The organism is Stappia sediminis, assembly GCF_009826895.1.
Lineage (GTDB): Bacteria > Pseudomonadota > Alphaproteobacteria > Rhizobiales > Stappiaceae > Hongsoonwoonella > Hongsoonwoonella sediminis.
Genome location: NZ_WUMV01000010.1, coordinates 82,562 through 96,754, shown reverse-complemented (window position 1 = coordinate 96,754; position 14,193 = coordinate 82,562). Strand labels below are relative to the sequence as shown.

The following is a 14,193-nucleotide window of genomic DNA, read 5'->3' as shown; positions in this document are numbered from 1 at the left end:
GAAACAGGTATGTTCCGGCATCCCGGTATGACTTGGCCGTTGGCCGGATCATGCCGGTGTTGCCCCAGTTTACGAGAATCAATCAAGCTGCACTGAAGGAAGAGTAAGGGCAGTTGGATCCGGGGTGGTGGATCCGATCGAATTTCCGGTCGGCCCAAGCCGCGGGGACGCGACTGCCGCGCGCGGCGGCGCGCGGAGAGGAAAGGCCGAACGGCAAGACACGATATATGGCGGATACCATCACGATATCGCTGGATGCCATGGGCGGCGACTACGGCGCCGATGTCGTCATCCCCGGTGCGGCAATCGCGCTGGAGCGGCGGCCGGACGCAAGATTCGCAATCTACGGCAACGAAGGAACCGTCCTGCCGATTCTGGAGCGCTATCCGGCACTGAAGGCGGCATCGACCTTCCACCATTGCGATATTGCCGTGGCGATGGATGCAAAACCCAGCCAGGCGCTGCGCCAGGGGCGCTGGAAATCCAGCATGTGGCGCTCGCTGGAAGCGGTGAAGACGGGCGAGGCGCATGTGGCCGTCTCCGCCGGCAACACCGGCGCGCTGATGGCCATGTCCAAGTTCTGCCTGAGGACGATGGCGAATATCGAGCGTCCGGCTATCGCGGCGATCTGGCCGACGATGCGCGGCGAATCCATCGTTCTCGACGTGGGCGCCACGATCGGCGCGGACGCCCAGCAGCTGATCGATTTTTCCATCCTCGGCGGTGCGATGGCGCGCGCGCTCTTCAGCATCGAGCGGCCGAGCGTCGGCCTGCTCAACATCGGCGTGGAAGAGGTCAAGGGCCTTGAAGAGGTGCGCACGGCAGGCAGGCTCCTGCGCGATGCGGGGCTGCCCTCGCTCGACTATGCCGGCTTCGTGGAAGGCGACGACCTCGGCCGGGGCACGGTCGACGTGGTGGTGACCGAAGGCTTCGCCGGCAACATCGCGCTCAAGACGGCCGAGGGCACCGCAAAGCAGATCGGCGAATACCTGCGCTCCGCGATGAAGCGTACATTTCTGGCCAAAGTGGGCTATATACTTGCCAAAAGCGCATTCGACCGGCTGCGCGACAAGATGGACCCGCGCAAGGTGAACGGCGGAGTTTTCCTCGGCCTCAACGGCATCGTCATCAAGAGCCATGGCGGCACGGATGCGGAAGGCTTCGCCTCCGCGGTCGAACTCGCATACGAAATGCAGCGCAACAAACTGCTCGACAAGATCTCGCAGGATCTTGTCCATTATCACCGCGGCCGCTTCGCCGGCGCGACGGAAGGTGTGAAGTGACGGTAACGCGATCGGTGGTTCTGGGCACGGGGAGCTACCTGCCCGAGAAACGGCTTACAAACGAAGACCTTGCCAGGATGGTCGATACCTCCGACGAGTGGATCGTCCAGCGCACGGGCATCAAGGCCCGCCATATCGCGGCCGAAGGCGAGATGACCTCCGATCTCGCGCTGGAAGCCTCGAAAAGAGCGCTTGAGGCGGCCGGCGTCGCGCCGGAAAGCATCGACCTGATCATTCTTGCGACCGCAACGCCCGACAACACCTTTCCCGCATCCGCTGTCACGGTGCAGGCCAAGCTCGGCATCACCTCCGGCTTCGCTTTCGACGTTCACGCGGTCTGTTCGGGTTTCGTCTACGCCATGGCGACGGCGGACGCCTATATTCGCGGCGGCCTCGCCCGGCGGGTGCTGGTGATCGGCGCGGAAACCTTCTCGCGCATCCTTGACTGGAACGACCGTACGACCTGCGTCCTTTTCGGCGACGGGGCGGGCGCAGTCGTCCTTGAAGGCCAGGAAGGCGAGGGAACGGCCTTCGACCGGGGCATCCTGTCCTCGCACCTGCGTTCCGACGGACGGCACAAGGAAAAGCTCTTCGTCGACGGCGGCCCGTCTTCGACCCAGACCGTCGGCACGCTGAAGATGGAAGGGCGCGAGGTCTTCAAGCATGCGGTTTCCATGATCACCGACGTGATCGAGGACGCGTTCGACGACACCGGCATTTCCGCGGAAAACCTCGACTGGTTCGTGCCGCACCAGGCGAACCGGCGCATCATCGACGCAAGCGCCAAGAAGCTCGGCATCGCGCCCGAGAAGGTGGTTGTGACGGTGGACGAACACGGCAACACCTCGGCCGCATCCATCCCGCTCGCGCTTGACGCCGCGGTGCGCGACGGGCGCATAAAACGCGGCCAGACGGTGCTTCTGGAGGCGATGGGCGGCGGCTTCACATGGGGTTCGGTGATGCTTCGCTGGTAAAAGAGCCACGCTACGCAGGTTTTTTCCCTTTTTCGCAGAACGCCGGTTCGAAGCGGTTGACCGTATCCCTCTGAACCAATACCGTAATTCGCAACTTCAAAGACTTGTGTCATATAAAAGCCAGATCTTTGATCCTGGCCAAGGAGGGGCCATGGGCGGTAAAACGGTTACTCGCGCGGATCTCTGCGAAGCGGTCTATCAAAAGGTAGGTCTCTCGCGCTCCGAATCCGCGGAACTCGTGGAAAGCGTCCTGTCGGAAATCGCGGATTGCCTGGTGACCGGCGAAGCTGTGAAGCTTTCGTCATTCGGGTCGTTCGTCGTCCGCTCCAAGGGGGAAAGGATCGGGCGCAACCCCAAGACCGGCGAGGAAGTGCCGATTTCGCCGCGCCGGGTCATGGTCTTCAAACCGTCGAATGTGCTGAAGCAGCGCATCAACGAGGCGTTGTCCTACGCCGGCGCGGGGGAGTGAATGGCGCCCCGGTCTTTCAGCGAAGGCAAAGCCGGCATATCCCCGAAACCGTCCCGACAGGGTAATCCACAAGGCTGACAACGACCGGTGAGCACGGACAAAAGCCCGGACGCATTCCGTACCATCAGCGAAGTCGCGGATTCGCTCGACCTGCCACAGCATGTCCTGCGGTTCTGGGAGACGCGGTTCGTGCAGATCAGGCCGCTGAAGCGCGGCGGCGGCAGGCGATACTACCGCCCGGACGATGTCGAACTCCTGCGCGGTATCCGACACCTGCTCTACAACGAAGGCTACACGATCAAGGGCGTGCAACGGATCCTGAAAGAGCAGGGGCCGCGTTTCGTCATGCAGATCTGGCAAGAAGATGCGATCTCGGTTCCGGTCGCGGCCGTCGCGCCCGCCGGCGCAGGCGAAGGCTCCGGACAGCGCTATGAGGCGCCGGAGGACGACCGCGCCTATCGCTCGCCGCGCGCAGGCAAGGCGGATGACGCGGAGATGGGCGAGAGCGACCGCCACGATGCCCAAAATGTGGATGGGGAAGAAGAGGCCGCTCCTCGCGATGTCCTCGTCGGCGAGGAAGAGGGCGGCCAGCGCGGGGGCTTGCGCTTCATGGACCGCCTTTGGCGCGAACGCCCCGACCCGCAACCCGGCGGCCAGCTTTCCAAGGACGACATCCGCCGCATGCAGGCAACGCTCTTCGAGTTGCTGGAGTGCAAGCGCATCCTCGACCAGGCGCGGTGAGTATATAAATAATTTTTCTATAATATTCTGAAGAATATAACTGCCGTTTAATCTAGATATTTGATTGAAAATTTAATTTTTAGGGATTTAGATTTTTATAGGCTATGCTTTTTAATGCGTTCGATTAACAATATAGACGGATAAGTTTTTGTATGAGTTTTTATGCATTTCAGGTTAACGCTTATTTGAAGTATTTACTTGTATATTTGTATAGATACTGCGGTGATTCGTAATAAATTTTTGTCAACCGGATGAAGCATAGAATTTGTGCCTTCAGGTCAACTTGCCATTCACGAGCCCCCCGCTATCCACAAAAGACCACAACATTTGGTGGGTATTAGTTTTTTGCCCACAATCAATGGGAAGTGCTGCTTGACGCTCGCAGCGGACATATTTTACTTAAGATTGTATTGATGACTAAGAGGCAGCTCGGACTGGATCTCCGAGCTGCCGATACGGGTCAGGTTCGCTATCGAAAGGGATCGCCGCGAACCTTATGAGGTTACTCCCCCGTGTGCGGAAGAATTACCGCACACGGCCCTCATTATCAAGGCGATCTCGGATATTTGGACAATTGAAAGAATCTAATGTCCGATGAAGAAAAATGGCGCGGCAGCAGCCCGCGCGGAGTTCGTGCACCCTCAAGGAAGATTCTCCCGGAATGGGTTCCAGAGATTAAGAAACGCATCTTACAGGGTGAGTTTCTGAACCGGATCGCCGCCGATTATGACGTCAATCCCGGGCGGATATCTGAAATAAAGGCTGGATTTAAATTTTCTGAGATTCCTCCAGCCACTTAGATGACGATGATTGAGGCGCGGTGGCAATCGCGCCTCTCCATTCGGTTCTAAGTGGGATTGGGAAGATGATGCCGATCTCGATCTGCAACGTGGAATGCGCATGCAGAAGGCCAGCTTTCCAAGGACGACATCCGCCGCATGCAGGCGACGCTCTTCGAACTGCTGGAATGCAAGCGGATTCTAGACCAGGTGTGGTGAGGGCGGTGTTCGGATAGGGCAACGCTTCCGAATGGCGCGGTCGAGCGCCGCGCATTGCCGAACGATTTCCATCACAGAAAAATCGAATAAGGCTTATCTGCCGCTTCGTCCACCGTCGACGGGAAGGGTAATGCCGGTGGTATTCGTGGCGTCGTCGCTGGCGAGATAAGCGATGGCGGCCGCGACCTCCTCCGGCCTTGCCATCACGCCCATTGGCGATCGCGCCGCAAGCTGCTCGCGAAAGCGGTCAGGATCGTCGCTCGTGGCGACAAGGGCGTCGATGATCGGAGTGCCGGTCGCGCCCGGGCAAACGCAATTCACCCGGATACGCTCGTGGACATGATCGACCGCGAGCGCCAGCGTCATGGCCAGGATGCCGCCCTTTGAGGTCGCGTAGGCCACCTGGCGCGGGACGCCGCGAATTGCGGCGAATGACGACAGGTTGACGATTGCCCCGCCGCCCCGCCGTCGGAGAAGGGGGATAGCTTTGCGACAGCCCAAAAGCGTGCCGTAGAGATTGGTATCGCTGATAAAATCCCAGATTTCGCGGGTGGTTTCCTCCACGCCGGCGACGCGGTGCACACCGGCGTTGTTTACCAGCACATCAAGCCCGCCATGGGCCTTTACGATATGGGCCAGAACGCGATCCCAATCGGCCTCGTCCCGCACGTCCATGACCTGGCCGTCGAAGGCACCAACCGCTGAAAGCTGATCCTTGTCGAATACAGCGGCGACAACGGCTGCGCCCTCCGCCGATAAGCGCTTGGCGGTGGCGAAGCCGATCCCGCTTCCGGCCCCCGTCACGATCGCGACCTTACCTACAAACCGCTGCACCATCGCACCGTTTCCCGCATGGCGCCCGTGTTTCAAACGAGCTGCCGGAGTGCAATTCGATTGTAATCCGAAGGAAGGCCGACCGCGCGAATTAACGTGCGGAAACCGAGGCGCGCCGTTTTCACGATGGGTGTCGTGGAGATGGTTTTGAGCCGGTGACCTGTTCGCTCCCGGCGGCAATTCGGGATTCGAGAGGGAAAATTCCGTTACGTAAACTTATTTGACAAAAAGGCCTGCTTTGCGTATTGAACTCTGAATTCAGAATTCGGAATGCAGAAATGAAGCTCATCCAGACCCAGCCCAGCTTGACGCAACAGGTCTATGACGTGATCGCCGATGAGATCTGCGACGGCGCGCTTCCGGCGGGCGCGCATCTTGTCCAGGAGCAGCTGGCGGAGCGTCTCGGCGTCTCGCGTCAGCCGGTCCAGCAGGCGATGGCGCTTTTGAAGGCGGACGGCATGGTCGAGGAAATCGGCCGCAGGGGCTTGCAGGTCACGCCGCTCGACCTCGACTTCGTGCGCCACCACTACGACATCCGCGCCGCGCTGGACGGCCTAGCGGCGCGCATGGCCGCGACGCGATGCCGGGACGGCAAGGCCTTCGGCCGGAAACTCGCCGAACGCGGGGGGGAGGTGCTGCGGCTGGGCGAGACGGCTGTGCGCAACGGTGCCGTTGGCGATCAGGTCCGTCACGACGCGGCCTTTCATGACCTGATCTATCGGGCCTCCGGCAACCCGCTTCTGGCACGCGCAGCGGAACCGCATTGGCGGTTCCTGCGCCGGGCCATGGGCGATGTCCTGCGCCATGCGGAACTGCCGCGCGAGATCTGGCGTCAACACGCCGAAATTCTCGATGCGATCGTTGCCGGTGAGCCTTCCAGGGCTGAGGAACTTGCGATCGATCACGACCTTCGCGCCGCAAAGACACTGAAGGCCGCCTTGAGCGAAAAATAGCTCTGCGACCGGCAAGAAAAAATAATCGGCGCCTTGTGGGAGGATAGCTGCCATGCAGCCGGTATTGACTGTCGGAGAGATGCTGAGCGCCCATGCGCGGCTTCAGCCGGACCGCCTCGGCGCACGCGACCTTGAGCGCGAAATGACCTTTCGGGAATGGAACGACCGCGCCTGCCGGCTCGCGAACGGGCTGATCGGGCTCGGTCTTCGCAAGGGTGATCGTGTCGCGGTGCTTGCCTACAACCGCGTGGAATGGGCCGAGATCTATGCCGCTCTCGCAAAGGCGGGTCTGGTCGCCGTGCCGATCAACTTCCGGCTGACGGCGCAGGAAGCGCTCTACATCTGCGAGGATTGCGGCGTCGCCGCATTCATTGCCGAAGATGCGCTTCTCGACATCGCCAAGGGTGTGCGCGAACCCCTTTCCATCGCGGCGGAGCGCTATGTCCATTTCGGCGGCGAGACGCCCGATGGCTGGCGTTCCTACGAGGCGCTGATCGCGGAGTCCGGTGCGTCCGAGCCGGAGGTGAGCGTCGAGGGCCATGACCCCTGGTGCCTCATGTATACCTCCGGCACGACCGGCAAGCCGAAAGGGGCCATACGCGGACACCGGGGCATGGCAATGCTTGCGCTCATGACCGATGTGGAACTTGGCCTCAAGCGCTCGGACGACGCGCTGCTCGTCATGCCGATGTGCCATGCCAACTCGCTGAATTTCTTCACTGCGTTTCTTTATGTCGGTGCGGCGGTGACGGTGTTTTCGCGTCCGAGCTTCGATCCGGCACTCTGTTTGCGGATCATCGGGCGGACCGGCGTCACGTTCACATCCCTTGTGCCGACCCATTTCGCCATGATGCTCGACGTCCCGCCGGGCGAGCGCGGCGAGGCCGGTTTCGAAAGCGTCGAGAAGCTCATGATCTCGTCGGCGCCTGCGCGCGCCGAAACCAAGCGGGCGGTCATGAAGATGTTTCCCAATTCGGGGCTGTTCGAGCTTTACGGTTCGACAGAAGCCGGATGGGTGACGATGCTTCACCCCGACGAGCAGTTCGACCATCTTGGCACGGTCGGGCGCGAAGTTGTCGGCTCGGCACCGATCCGGCTCCTTGACGAGAACGGCGACGAGGTGCCCGACGGAGAACCCGGCGAACTCTATTCCTGCGGCCCATATGCCTTCGACGGCTACTGGAACCTGCCGGAAAAGACCGCCGAAGCCTTCCGCGGCAACTACCTTTCGGTCGGCGACATGGCGATGCGTGACGCGGATGGCTACATCCGGCTGATCGACCGCAAGAAGAACATGATCATTTCCGGTGGCGAGAACATTTATCCGTCGGAAGTGGAGAACGTCCTGTCCACCCACCCGGCGGTAGGCGACGTCGCCGTCGTCGGATGTCCCGACGAAAAGTGGGGAGAGCGGGTCGCAGCCGCAGTGGTCCTGCGCGAGGACGCGAGCGCTACATCCGAAGAACTCATCGAATGGTCGAAAGGCAAGCTTGCCGGCTACAAGCGGCCGAGAACGGTTGTCCTGCTCGATCATTCCGAGATGCCGCGCACCGCGACAGGCAAGATCCTCCACCGCGTTCTTCGCGACATGCTTGCCGAACGCGACGCCTGACACCGGGCAAACAGGAAACCACCGGGCAAACAGGAAACAAGGCCAGGGAGAGATGCGATGACCGAACAACAAGACCTCAACCGCGACGAGGACAATGTCGCCGCCTGGATCGCGCTCGCCTTAAAGAAGCGCGGGGTGGGACGGGTTTTCGGCCTTCAGGGCGGCCACATCCAGCCGATCTGGGACCATCTCGCCCGGCAGGGGATCAAGATCACAGATGTTCGCGACGAGGGCGCGGCCGTGCATATGGCACATGCCCATGCCGAACTGACCGGTGACCTTGGCGTCGCGATGGTGACCGCCGGACCGGGTGTGACCAACTGCGTGACAGGCATGGCGAACGCATCTCTGGCCCGGGCCCCCGTGCTGCTGATAGGGGGCTGTACCTCGCGACCGCAAGCCAACATGGGACCGCTGCAGGATATTCCGCATGTCGATATCATGCGACCGGTAAGCCGTTACGCGCGCACCGCCCGTGTCGCGGAACAGGTCATGCGCGAACTCGACGAAGCCATTGCGCGGGCCTTCGGCGCACTCGGCGAACCGGGACCCTCCTATATCGAGATACCGACGGACGTGCTGCGCACGCGCGTTGCCGCCGGACTGGTCGCCGAAGACTGGCTGAACCCTCATCCGCAGCGACGCCTTCCGCCGGAACCGGAGCGCGTTGCCGAGGCAGTCGATGCAATTCGAAAGGCGAAACGCCCGCTCGTCATAAGCGGACGCGGCGCGCGAAACGCAGGCGAGGCGCTTGTGCGCTTCCTGGACACCGCCGATGCGCTCTACCTCGATACGCAGGAGAGCCGGGGCCTGGTCCCGGCGGACCATCCGGCGGTCGTGGGCGCGGTGCGTGCGGCGGCGATGACGCAGGCCGACCTCGTCATCACGCTTGGGCGAAAGCTGGACTACCAGCTTGGCTTCGGTTCGCCCGCCGTGTTCCCGGCGGCGCGGTTCCTGCGCATTGCCGACACGGACGGCGAACTGGTGGACAACCGGCGCGGTTCTCCGGAGATCCTTGCTTCGGTGGACCTCGCCCTCGACGCGCTGACGCGAGCACTCGGCAACGACGCCGGGACGCGCGACGCGGACTGGCTGGAGGGTCTGCGCGCCAAGCATTGGGAACGCCTTGCCCAGGGCAAGCTCAATCCGGCTCCCCGCACGGGCGGCGACGGGAAGGTGCACCCGATGGCGATCTTCGAAGCGTTGCGCGAGGTGGCCGAGCCCGACTACATCGCGATCGCGGATGGCGGCGACCTCCTGAGCTTCGCGCGCATCGGCCTGAGCGCATCGACATATCTCGATGCCGGCGCGTTCGGCTGTCTGGGCGTTGGCGTGCCCTTCGCCGTGGCCGCGGCGCTGGCTTATCCCGACCGGCAGGTGATCTCGGTCAATGGCGACGGTGCTTATGGGATCAATGCGATGGAGATCGATACGGCCGTGCGCCACGGCGCGAAGGCCGTCTTCATCGTATCCAATAATGCCGCATGGAACATCGAGCGCTACGACCAGGAGGCCAATTACGGCGGCAGGGTCGTGGGGACCGTTCTGCGCCACTCCGACTATGCGGCCATGGCGAAGGCCCTTGGCGCCTATGGAGAGCGCGTGGAGAACCCGGATGACCTTGCCGGCGCGATCCGCAGGGGGCTCGAAAACGCGCCAGCGGTGATCGACGTCGTGACGTCTCAGGACGCGATCTCTTCGGATGCGAAAAAGGGCCTCGGCTTCGTGCCCGATTACCAGGCACTGACAGCCTGGGACGACGCGGAACGCAAACGCCGCGAGACGGCCTGATACGCGAGTAAAATAGGCCTGTGGAGATCAGGCAAAAGGAGAAACGCACGCTCTGAGCCGGCGCGTTTCTCCGAACCGGATCTTGCGACGGGAATGGGCTGCAAGTTAATGATTTTTGGCAGATTCCCGACCTCTGATGCGCGCTTTCGTTCATGTGAACAAAGGGACGCTTTACCAAGATTGGCCAGGTAATTGGAAAGATTGGTCGGGCAGGCCGGATTTGAACCGACGACCCCTTCACCCCCAGTGAAGTGCGCTACCAGGCTGCGCTACTGCCCGTCAGGAAACGGTGATCTCTACCTATCCGCTTCATGAGCGGGGCGCAAGGGGCCTTGAAACGGCGGTGGATATTCTTTTTCTCGTCTGGGCGCCCTTGGCGCGCAAGCGGCGCAGCACACCGGATTCCGCCGCGATCAGGCCCCATGCCAGCCCCACCAGCATGTACATGTGCCGCCAGTGATCCGTATCGATAACGACGGCGATCAAGGCGTGGCCGAAAAAGACCACGAAAATGCATTGTGCATAAGGCTGCCACGCACGCGGCTGAAAGACGAGCGGGAAGAGGCGGACAAGCGTCCATACCATCAAGATGAAATATGAAAAGCCGCCGAGCCAGCCGTAGCTCGTGAAGGCCTTGAGGTAGGAGTTGTGCTCGTCCTCCGGGAAGAAGTTGCGGAACTCCAGCGCGCCGAGGCCGAGCGGCTTGTCCATGATCATCTGAAAGCCGGCGGCGTGGCGCGCGAACCGGCCAAGGCGCGAGGCGTCATAGTCCTGCACGAGTCTTGCGCGTTCTTCAAACAGCGAAGAGACCATGTCGAAAGAAAGGGCAACGGCGAGAAGCGCGATCAGGAAAGCGGTGCCGGCGATCGCGAGCCCGACGAGCCTTGCCCTTCGGACGGAGCTTCGTTCTCCGATGAAAACCAGCAGATAAAGCCCCAGCCCGGTGAAGGCCAGAAGGCCCCAGGCCGCGCGCGAAAACGAAAGGAAGATCGCCAGAACCAGAAGCGCGGTAAGCGCGATGGCGCCCCGACACTCACGCAAAGGGCGGGTGAGGATGTCGCGAATGATAAAGGCGGTCGGCAGGACGAGAAAGGGACCGAAGACGTTCGGATCCTCGAAGGTGCCTTTCGCCCGGTCGTAGAGCGTGAAAAGTTCCGCGCCCGGAATGAGGCCGAAGTAGCCCAGGATGCCGATGCCGCCGACGAAGGCCGCACTTGCCACATAGGCGCTGCGGATAACGCCCAGACGCCGCGGGTCATCCGCCACGACCGCGGCATAGAAGATCGCGGTGATCGCCAGAAATCCGCTGACGGCGACATACATTGCCGCCTGCCCGAGATTGCCCGCGACGGTGACCGACAGAAGACCGCCCGCGATATAAACGAGATAGCACACGACCATGGGCCCGATGCCGGATGACAGCGTGAGCCCGAAAATGGCCCAGACGCTGACGAGCGCCAGCATGTAAAGCTCATAAGGAGCAGGCTCGCGGATCACGAACCCGCCGAGAAAGACCGCGACCCAAAGGGCCGCCGCCGTCACGCCGCCTGCCGTCGGCCTGACCGGCGAGCGGGCGACCTTCGGGAAAGGGCCTGTCGTGGCGGTGAGCGCGGTCAATAGGCGTTTTCCGTATTGAGCAGCGCAAAGGGCGTGCGTAGGAGAATGTAAAGGTCGAACAGGACCGACCAGTTCTCGATGTAATAGACGTCGAACTCCACGCGCTTCTGGATCTTTTCAGGTGTGTCGACCTCGCCCCGCCAGCCGTTGATCTGCGCCCAGCCGGTCACGCCCGGGCGGACCTTGTGGCGGGCGAAATACCCGTCGACGACCTGCTCCCAAAGACGCTCGTTGGTGTGCGCGTTGACGGCATGCGGACGCGGACCGACGAGCGAAAGCTCGCCCCGCAGAACGTTGACGAGCTGCGGCAGCTCGTCGAGCGAGGTCTTGCGGATGAAGCGCCCGACCTTCGTGACGCGCGGGTCGTCCTTCGTCACGACCTTCTTCGCCGACGGGTCCGCCATGTCGTGATACATGGAACGGAACTTCAGGACGTTTATGACTTCATTGTTGAAGCCGTAGCGCTTCTGGCGGAACAGCACCGGCCCCTTGCTGTCCAAGCGGATGGCGGCAGCGACGGCCAGCATGAGCGGAGAAAGCGCCACCAGAAGCAGGACCGAGAAAAAAAGGTCGAACACCCGCTTCGATATTGCGTCCCAGTCGGCTATCGGCTTTTCGACGACATCCACGAAGGGCACCGTGCCGATGAAGGAGGACGCGCGCTCGCGAAAGCGCACCTTGTCGGTATGCGCGGAAAGGCGGATATCGACCGGCAGTACCCAGAGCTTCTGCAGAAACTCCACCAGGCGCTTTTCCGCACGCAGCGGGATCGTGACGATGAGCATGTCGATCCGCGCGATGCGGGCGAAGTTCACCAGATCCTGAATGGTGCCGAGCTTGGGGTAGCCGGCGACGAGCGCCGGCGAGCGTTCATCGTTGCGGTCATCGAAAATGCCGCAGATGCGGATGTCGTTATCCGATTGGGCCTCGATCTCGTGAATGAGATCTGCCGCCGTTTCGCCCCCGCCGACGATGATCGCGCGGCGCTCGAGCCGGCCCTTTTTCGTCCAGCCGCGCACGAAGGCGGAAAGTATCGCGCGCGAAAGCGTCAGTGCGATCAAGGCGAAGGAATACCACAAGCCGAACCAGACGGCCGGCAAGTCCTGAAACGGCTTGAGGAACGCGCCGGAAATCAGGAATACGCCGAATACCATCGACCATGCGATCAGCGTGCGCCCGACCTGGGGCAGGACCGTGCGCATGACCGGAATCTGATAACAGTCCGCCGCCTGGAAGAACGCAGCCGATAGCACAATTGCCGCAACGAGCGGTACGACATGCAGCCATGCCAACGAGGACAGGCCCGGAACGGCGGAATAAAGCGTGGCAAGCCCAAGACCGCCGACGATCAGAAGGTCGATCAGGCGCATCGAGCCGCCAAGCACGGACGGAGAGATCGTCGCGGTCTGCAGGGTGCGTGCGATTTCGGCGGCGAGCGGCGGCAGGCGGTCGTCTTCAAGCTCGTCCTGGCGGACGGCTTGCCCGGGGGGAAGGGCAGCACTTACCTCACGCAGGTCGAACGTCTTGACCGTGCTTCTCGAAGAACCGTTGTCGAACATCTTCGCTCCCGAGAGATTCAGTCGAATCGACCGCTGGAAGGGGGCTCGCCGGCACGTGCGAGCATTTCGGACGGTGTCAGATGAGGAATCCCGCGTCCGCCCGCGCCGACCGGCGGCATTTCGCCAAGAGTGTCATTGCGCACACCGAGATAGAGCGAGGTGATGCGGTCGTTCATCAGATCGATGTTGAAGCTTTCAGCCAGACCCTTGCGCAGCCTGACGGCCAAACGGCGCATTTTCTCAGGCTCCGCGAAGGCAGCGCCCATCGCGGCGGTAAGAGCTGCCGGGTCGCCCGGTTCCACGAGCTGATCGGAGAAACGGCCGAAGATCTCCGGGACGCCACCGACGCGCGTCGCGATCAACGGCTTTTCGGCGGCGACGGCCTCGAGCACGATGTAGGGCATCGCCTCTGCCCGCGAAGGAACGACGACGCAGTGCGCCTTGCCAAACGCCTCGCGCGCGGGCAGGGCGCCGGCAAAGCTGACGCGCGCCTGAAGGCCAAGCTCGGCAACCATGCGCTCGTATCGCGGTCGATCCTCGCCTTCGCCCACGATGATGGCTGACGGCACCATGCCGTGGGCGACCTTGAGGTTGTGGAGCGCGCGAATGAAAAGATCCGGCCCCTTGAGGTCTCTCAGCATGCCGATGAACAGGAAATCCGCCGCATCGCCGTCGGCCTCGACAGGTGCGAACTCATGCGGGGCAAGGCCGTTGTAGACGACGCGGGCTGGCACCATCGGCCTGGCGACCTTGGTTTCGTATGCGGCGTATTCATAATCCGAAACGAAGACGACCCCGTCCGTCATCTTCTGCTGGAGCCACTCCAGCCAGAAATAGATGCGCCCGTCCAGGCGTGCGGGATCGAAATGCAAACTGCCGCCGTGCGGGCAGTAGATGCGCGTGACGCGGCGGCCACGAAGGCGGAATATCGTGCCGACACCGCGTGCGAAAAAACCGCCCTTTGCCCCGTGGCCGTGCAGGATGTCGGGTTTCAGATCCCGAATATGCCGGTAGATGCCGAAAGCGGCGCGGATATCGCCCGGCGTTACCGCACGGCGCATGGCATATCGCCTGATGCCAAGCGCAAGGCGCGGCTCGAGATCGGCAATCGCGCGCTCTTCGAACGCGCCCCCGCTGGACGCATCGCAAACGACGCCGACGTGATGGCCGTCGCGCGTCTGGGCGAGTGCCAAATCGGAAATATGGCGGAAAATTCCGCCAATCGGTGCCCTTACGATGTGCACGATCCGCAATGGTGCGGGCGACATCCCCTGCTCCCTCGTCTGACGACCCGGCAAGCCTGCGTTCGCGCGAACGCAGGTTGCGCCAGATACCCTGTGTGCGACCGGCTTTGGCGCCACA

12 protein-coding genes and 1 tRNA gene are annotated in these 14,193 nt (G+C 62.1%); 8 read left to right on the top strand and 5 right to left on the bottom strand.

Going from position 1 to position 14,193, the window contains the following annotated elements; all coding sequences use genetic code 11:
• The first annotated feature begins 227 nt into the window (after window positions 1-227).
• The 5 genes from plsX (at window position 228) to GR183_RS20575 (ending at window position 4,267) form a co-directional block, all read left to right on the top strand.
• A complete protein-coding gene (gene plsX, locus GR183_RS20595; protein WP_160777568.1) occupies window positions 228-1,283 on the top strand; it encodes a phosphate acyltransferase PlsX in 1,056 nt (351 codons plus the stop codon).
• A complete protein-coding gene (locus GR183_RS20590; RefSeq protein ID WP_160777567.1) occupies window positions 1,280-2,257 on the top strand; it encodes a beta-ketoacyl-ACP synthase III in 978 nt (325 codons plus the stop codon). Before plsX ends, GR183_RS20590 begins: the two co-directional genes overlap by 4 nt.
• Before the next feature lie 151 nt (window positions 2,258-2,408).
• Window positions 2,409-2,726: an integration host factor subunit alpha gene (locus tag GR183_RS20585; protein WP_160777566.1), complete on the top strand. Its 318-nt coding sequence runs from the start codon at window positions 2,409-2,411 to the stop codon at window positions 2,724-2,726.
• Between the two features lie 87 nt (window positions 2,727-2,813).
• Window positions 2,814-3,467 carry a MerR family transcriptional regulator gene (locus GR183_RS20580; RefSeq protein ID WP_160777565.1) on the top strand — a complete coding sequence of 218 codons (654 nt, stop codon included), beginning with the start codon at window positions 2,814-2,816 and terminating at the stop codon, window positions 3,465-3,467.
• 587 nt (window positions 3,468-4,054) lie between these two features.
• Entirely contained in the window at window positions 4,055-4,267 is a 213-nt protein-coding gene (locus GR183_RS20575; protein ID WP_160777564.1) for a hypothetical protein, read from the top strand.
• A 291-nt stretch (window positions 4,268-4,558) separates the two neighbouring features.
• Here GR183_RS20575 and GR183_RS20565 read toward each other — a convergent pair whose 3' ends face one another.
• Window positions 4,559-5,302 carry an SDR family NAD(P)-dependent oxidoreductase gene (locus tag GR183_RS20565; RefSeq protein ID WP_160777563.1) on the bottom strand — a complete coding sequence of 248 codons (744 nt, stop codon included), beginning with the start codon at window positions 5,300-5,302 and terminating at the stop codon, window positions 4,559-4,561.
• Between the two features lie 275 nt (window positions 5,303-5,577).
• Between GR183_RS20565 and GR183_RS20560 the strand changes: the two genes are divergently transcribed.
• Genes GR183_RS20560 through GR183_RS20550 form a run of 3 tightly spaced genes read left to right on the top strand, consistent with a single transcriptional unit; the run spans window position 5,578 to window position 9,655 of the window.
• On the top strand, window positions 5,578-6,252 hold the full coding sequence (locus GR183_RS20560; RefSeq protein ID WP_160777562.1) for a GntR family transcriptional regulator: 675 nt from the start codon (window positions 5,578-5,580) through the stop codon (window positions 6,250-6,252).
• Between the two features lie 52 nt (window positions 6,253-6,304).
• Window positions 6,305-7,864, top strand: a complete 1,560-nt coding sequence (locus GR183_RS20555) for a class I adenylate-forming enzyme family protein (protein WP_160777561.1) — start codon at window positions 6,305-6,307, stop codon at window positions 7,862-7,864.
• A gap of 57 nt (window positions 7,865-7,921) precedes the next feature.
• Window positions 7,922-9,655 carry a 2-hydroxyacyl-CoA lyase gene (locus GR183_RS20550; RefSeq protein ID WP_160777560.1) on the top strand — a complete coding sequence of 578 codons (1,734 nt, stop codon included), beginning with the start codon at window positions 7,922-7,924 and terminating at the stop codon, window positions 9,653-9,655.
• A 202-nt stretch (window positions 9,656-9,857) separates the two neighbouring features.
• Here GR183_RS20550 and GR183_RS20545 read toward each other — a convergent pair.
• From GR183_RS20545 to GR183_RS20530, 4 genes are all read right to left on the bottom strand, one after another.
• Window positions 9,858-9,934, bottom strand: a tRNA-Pro gene (locus GR183_RS20545).
• 30 nt (window positions 9,935-9,964) lie between these two features.
• On the bottom strand, window positions 9,965-11,272 hold the full coding sequence (locus GR183_RS20540) for an O-antigen ligase family protein (protein WP_160777559.1): 1,308 nt from the start codon (window positions 11,270-11,272) through the stop codon (window positions 9,965-9,967).
• Entirely contained in the window at window positions 11,269-12,831 is a 1,563-nt protein-coding gene (locus tag GR183_RS20535) for an undecaprenyl-phosphate glucose phosphotransferase (RefSeq protein ID WP_160777558.1), read from the bottom strand. The genes GR183_RS20540 and GR183_RS20535 overlap by 4 nt, the downstream gene beginning before the upstream one ends.
• A gap of 17 nt (window positions 12,832-12,848) precedes the next feature.
• Window positions 12,849-14,099 carry a glycosyltransferase gene (locus tag GR183_RS20530; protein WP_160777557.1) on the bottom strand — a complete coding sequence of 417 codons (1,251 nt, stop codon included), beginning with the start codon at window positions 14,097-14,099 and terminating at the stop codon, window positions 12,849-12,851.
• Window positions 14,100-14,193: the final 94 nt, after the last annotated feature.

Bases quoted from the DNA above. Each gene is read 5' to 3' on its own strand.
- GR183_RS20560 (WP_160777562.1), top strand. From the start codon at position 5,578: ATGAAGCTCATCCAGACCCAGCCCAGCTTGACGCAACAGGTCTATGAC.
- GR183_RS20550 (WP_160777560.1), top strand. From the start codon at position 7,922: ATGACCGAACAACAAGACCTCAACCGCGACGAGGACAATGTCGCCGCC.
- GR183_RS20555 (WP_160777561.1), top strand. From the start codon at position 6,305: ATGCAGCCGGTATTGACTGTCGGAGAGATGCTGAGCGCCCATGCGCGG.
- plsX (WP_160777568.1), top strand. From the start codon at position 228: ATGGCGGATACCATCACGATATCGCTGGATGCCATGGGCGGCGACTAC.
- GR183_RS20535 (WP_160777558.1), bottom strand. From the start codon at position 12,831: ATGTTCGACAACGGTTCTTCGAGAAGCACGGTCAAGACGTTCGACCTG.
- GR183_RS20585 (WP_160777566.1), top strand. From the start codon at position 2,409: ATGGGCGGTAAAACGGTTACTCGCGCGGATCTCTGCGAAGCGGTCTAT.
- GR183_RS20530 (WP_160777557.1), bottom strand. From the start codon at position 14,099: ATGTCGCCCGCACCATTGCGGATCGTGCACATCGTAAGGGCACCGATT.
- GR183_RS20565 (WP_160777563.1), bottom strand. From the start codon at position 5,302: ATGGTGCAGCGGTTTGTAGGTAAGGTCGCGATCGTGACGGGGGCCGGA.
- GR183_RS20575 (WP_160777564.1), top strand. From the start codon at position 4,055: ATGTCCGATGAAGAAAAATGGCGCGGCAGCAGCCCGCGCGGAGTTCGT.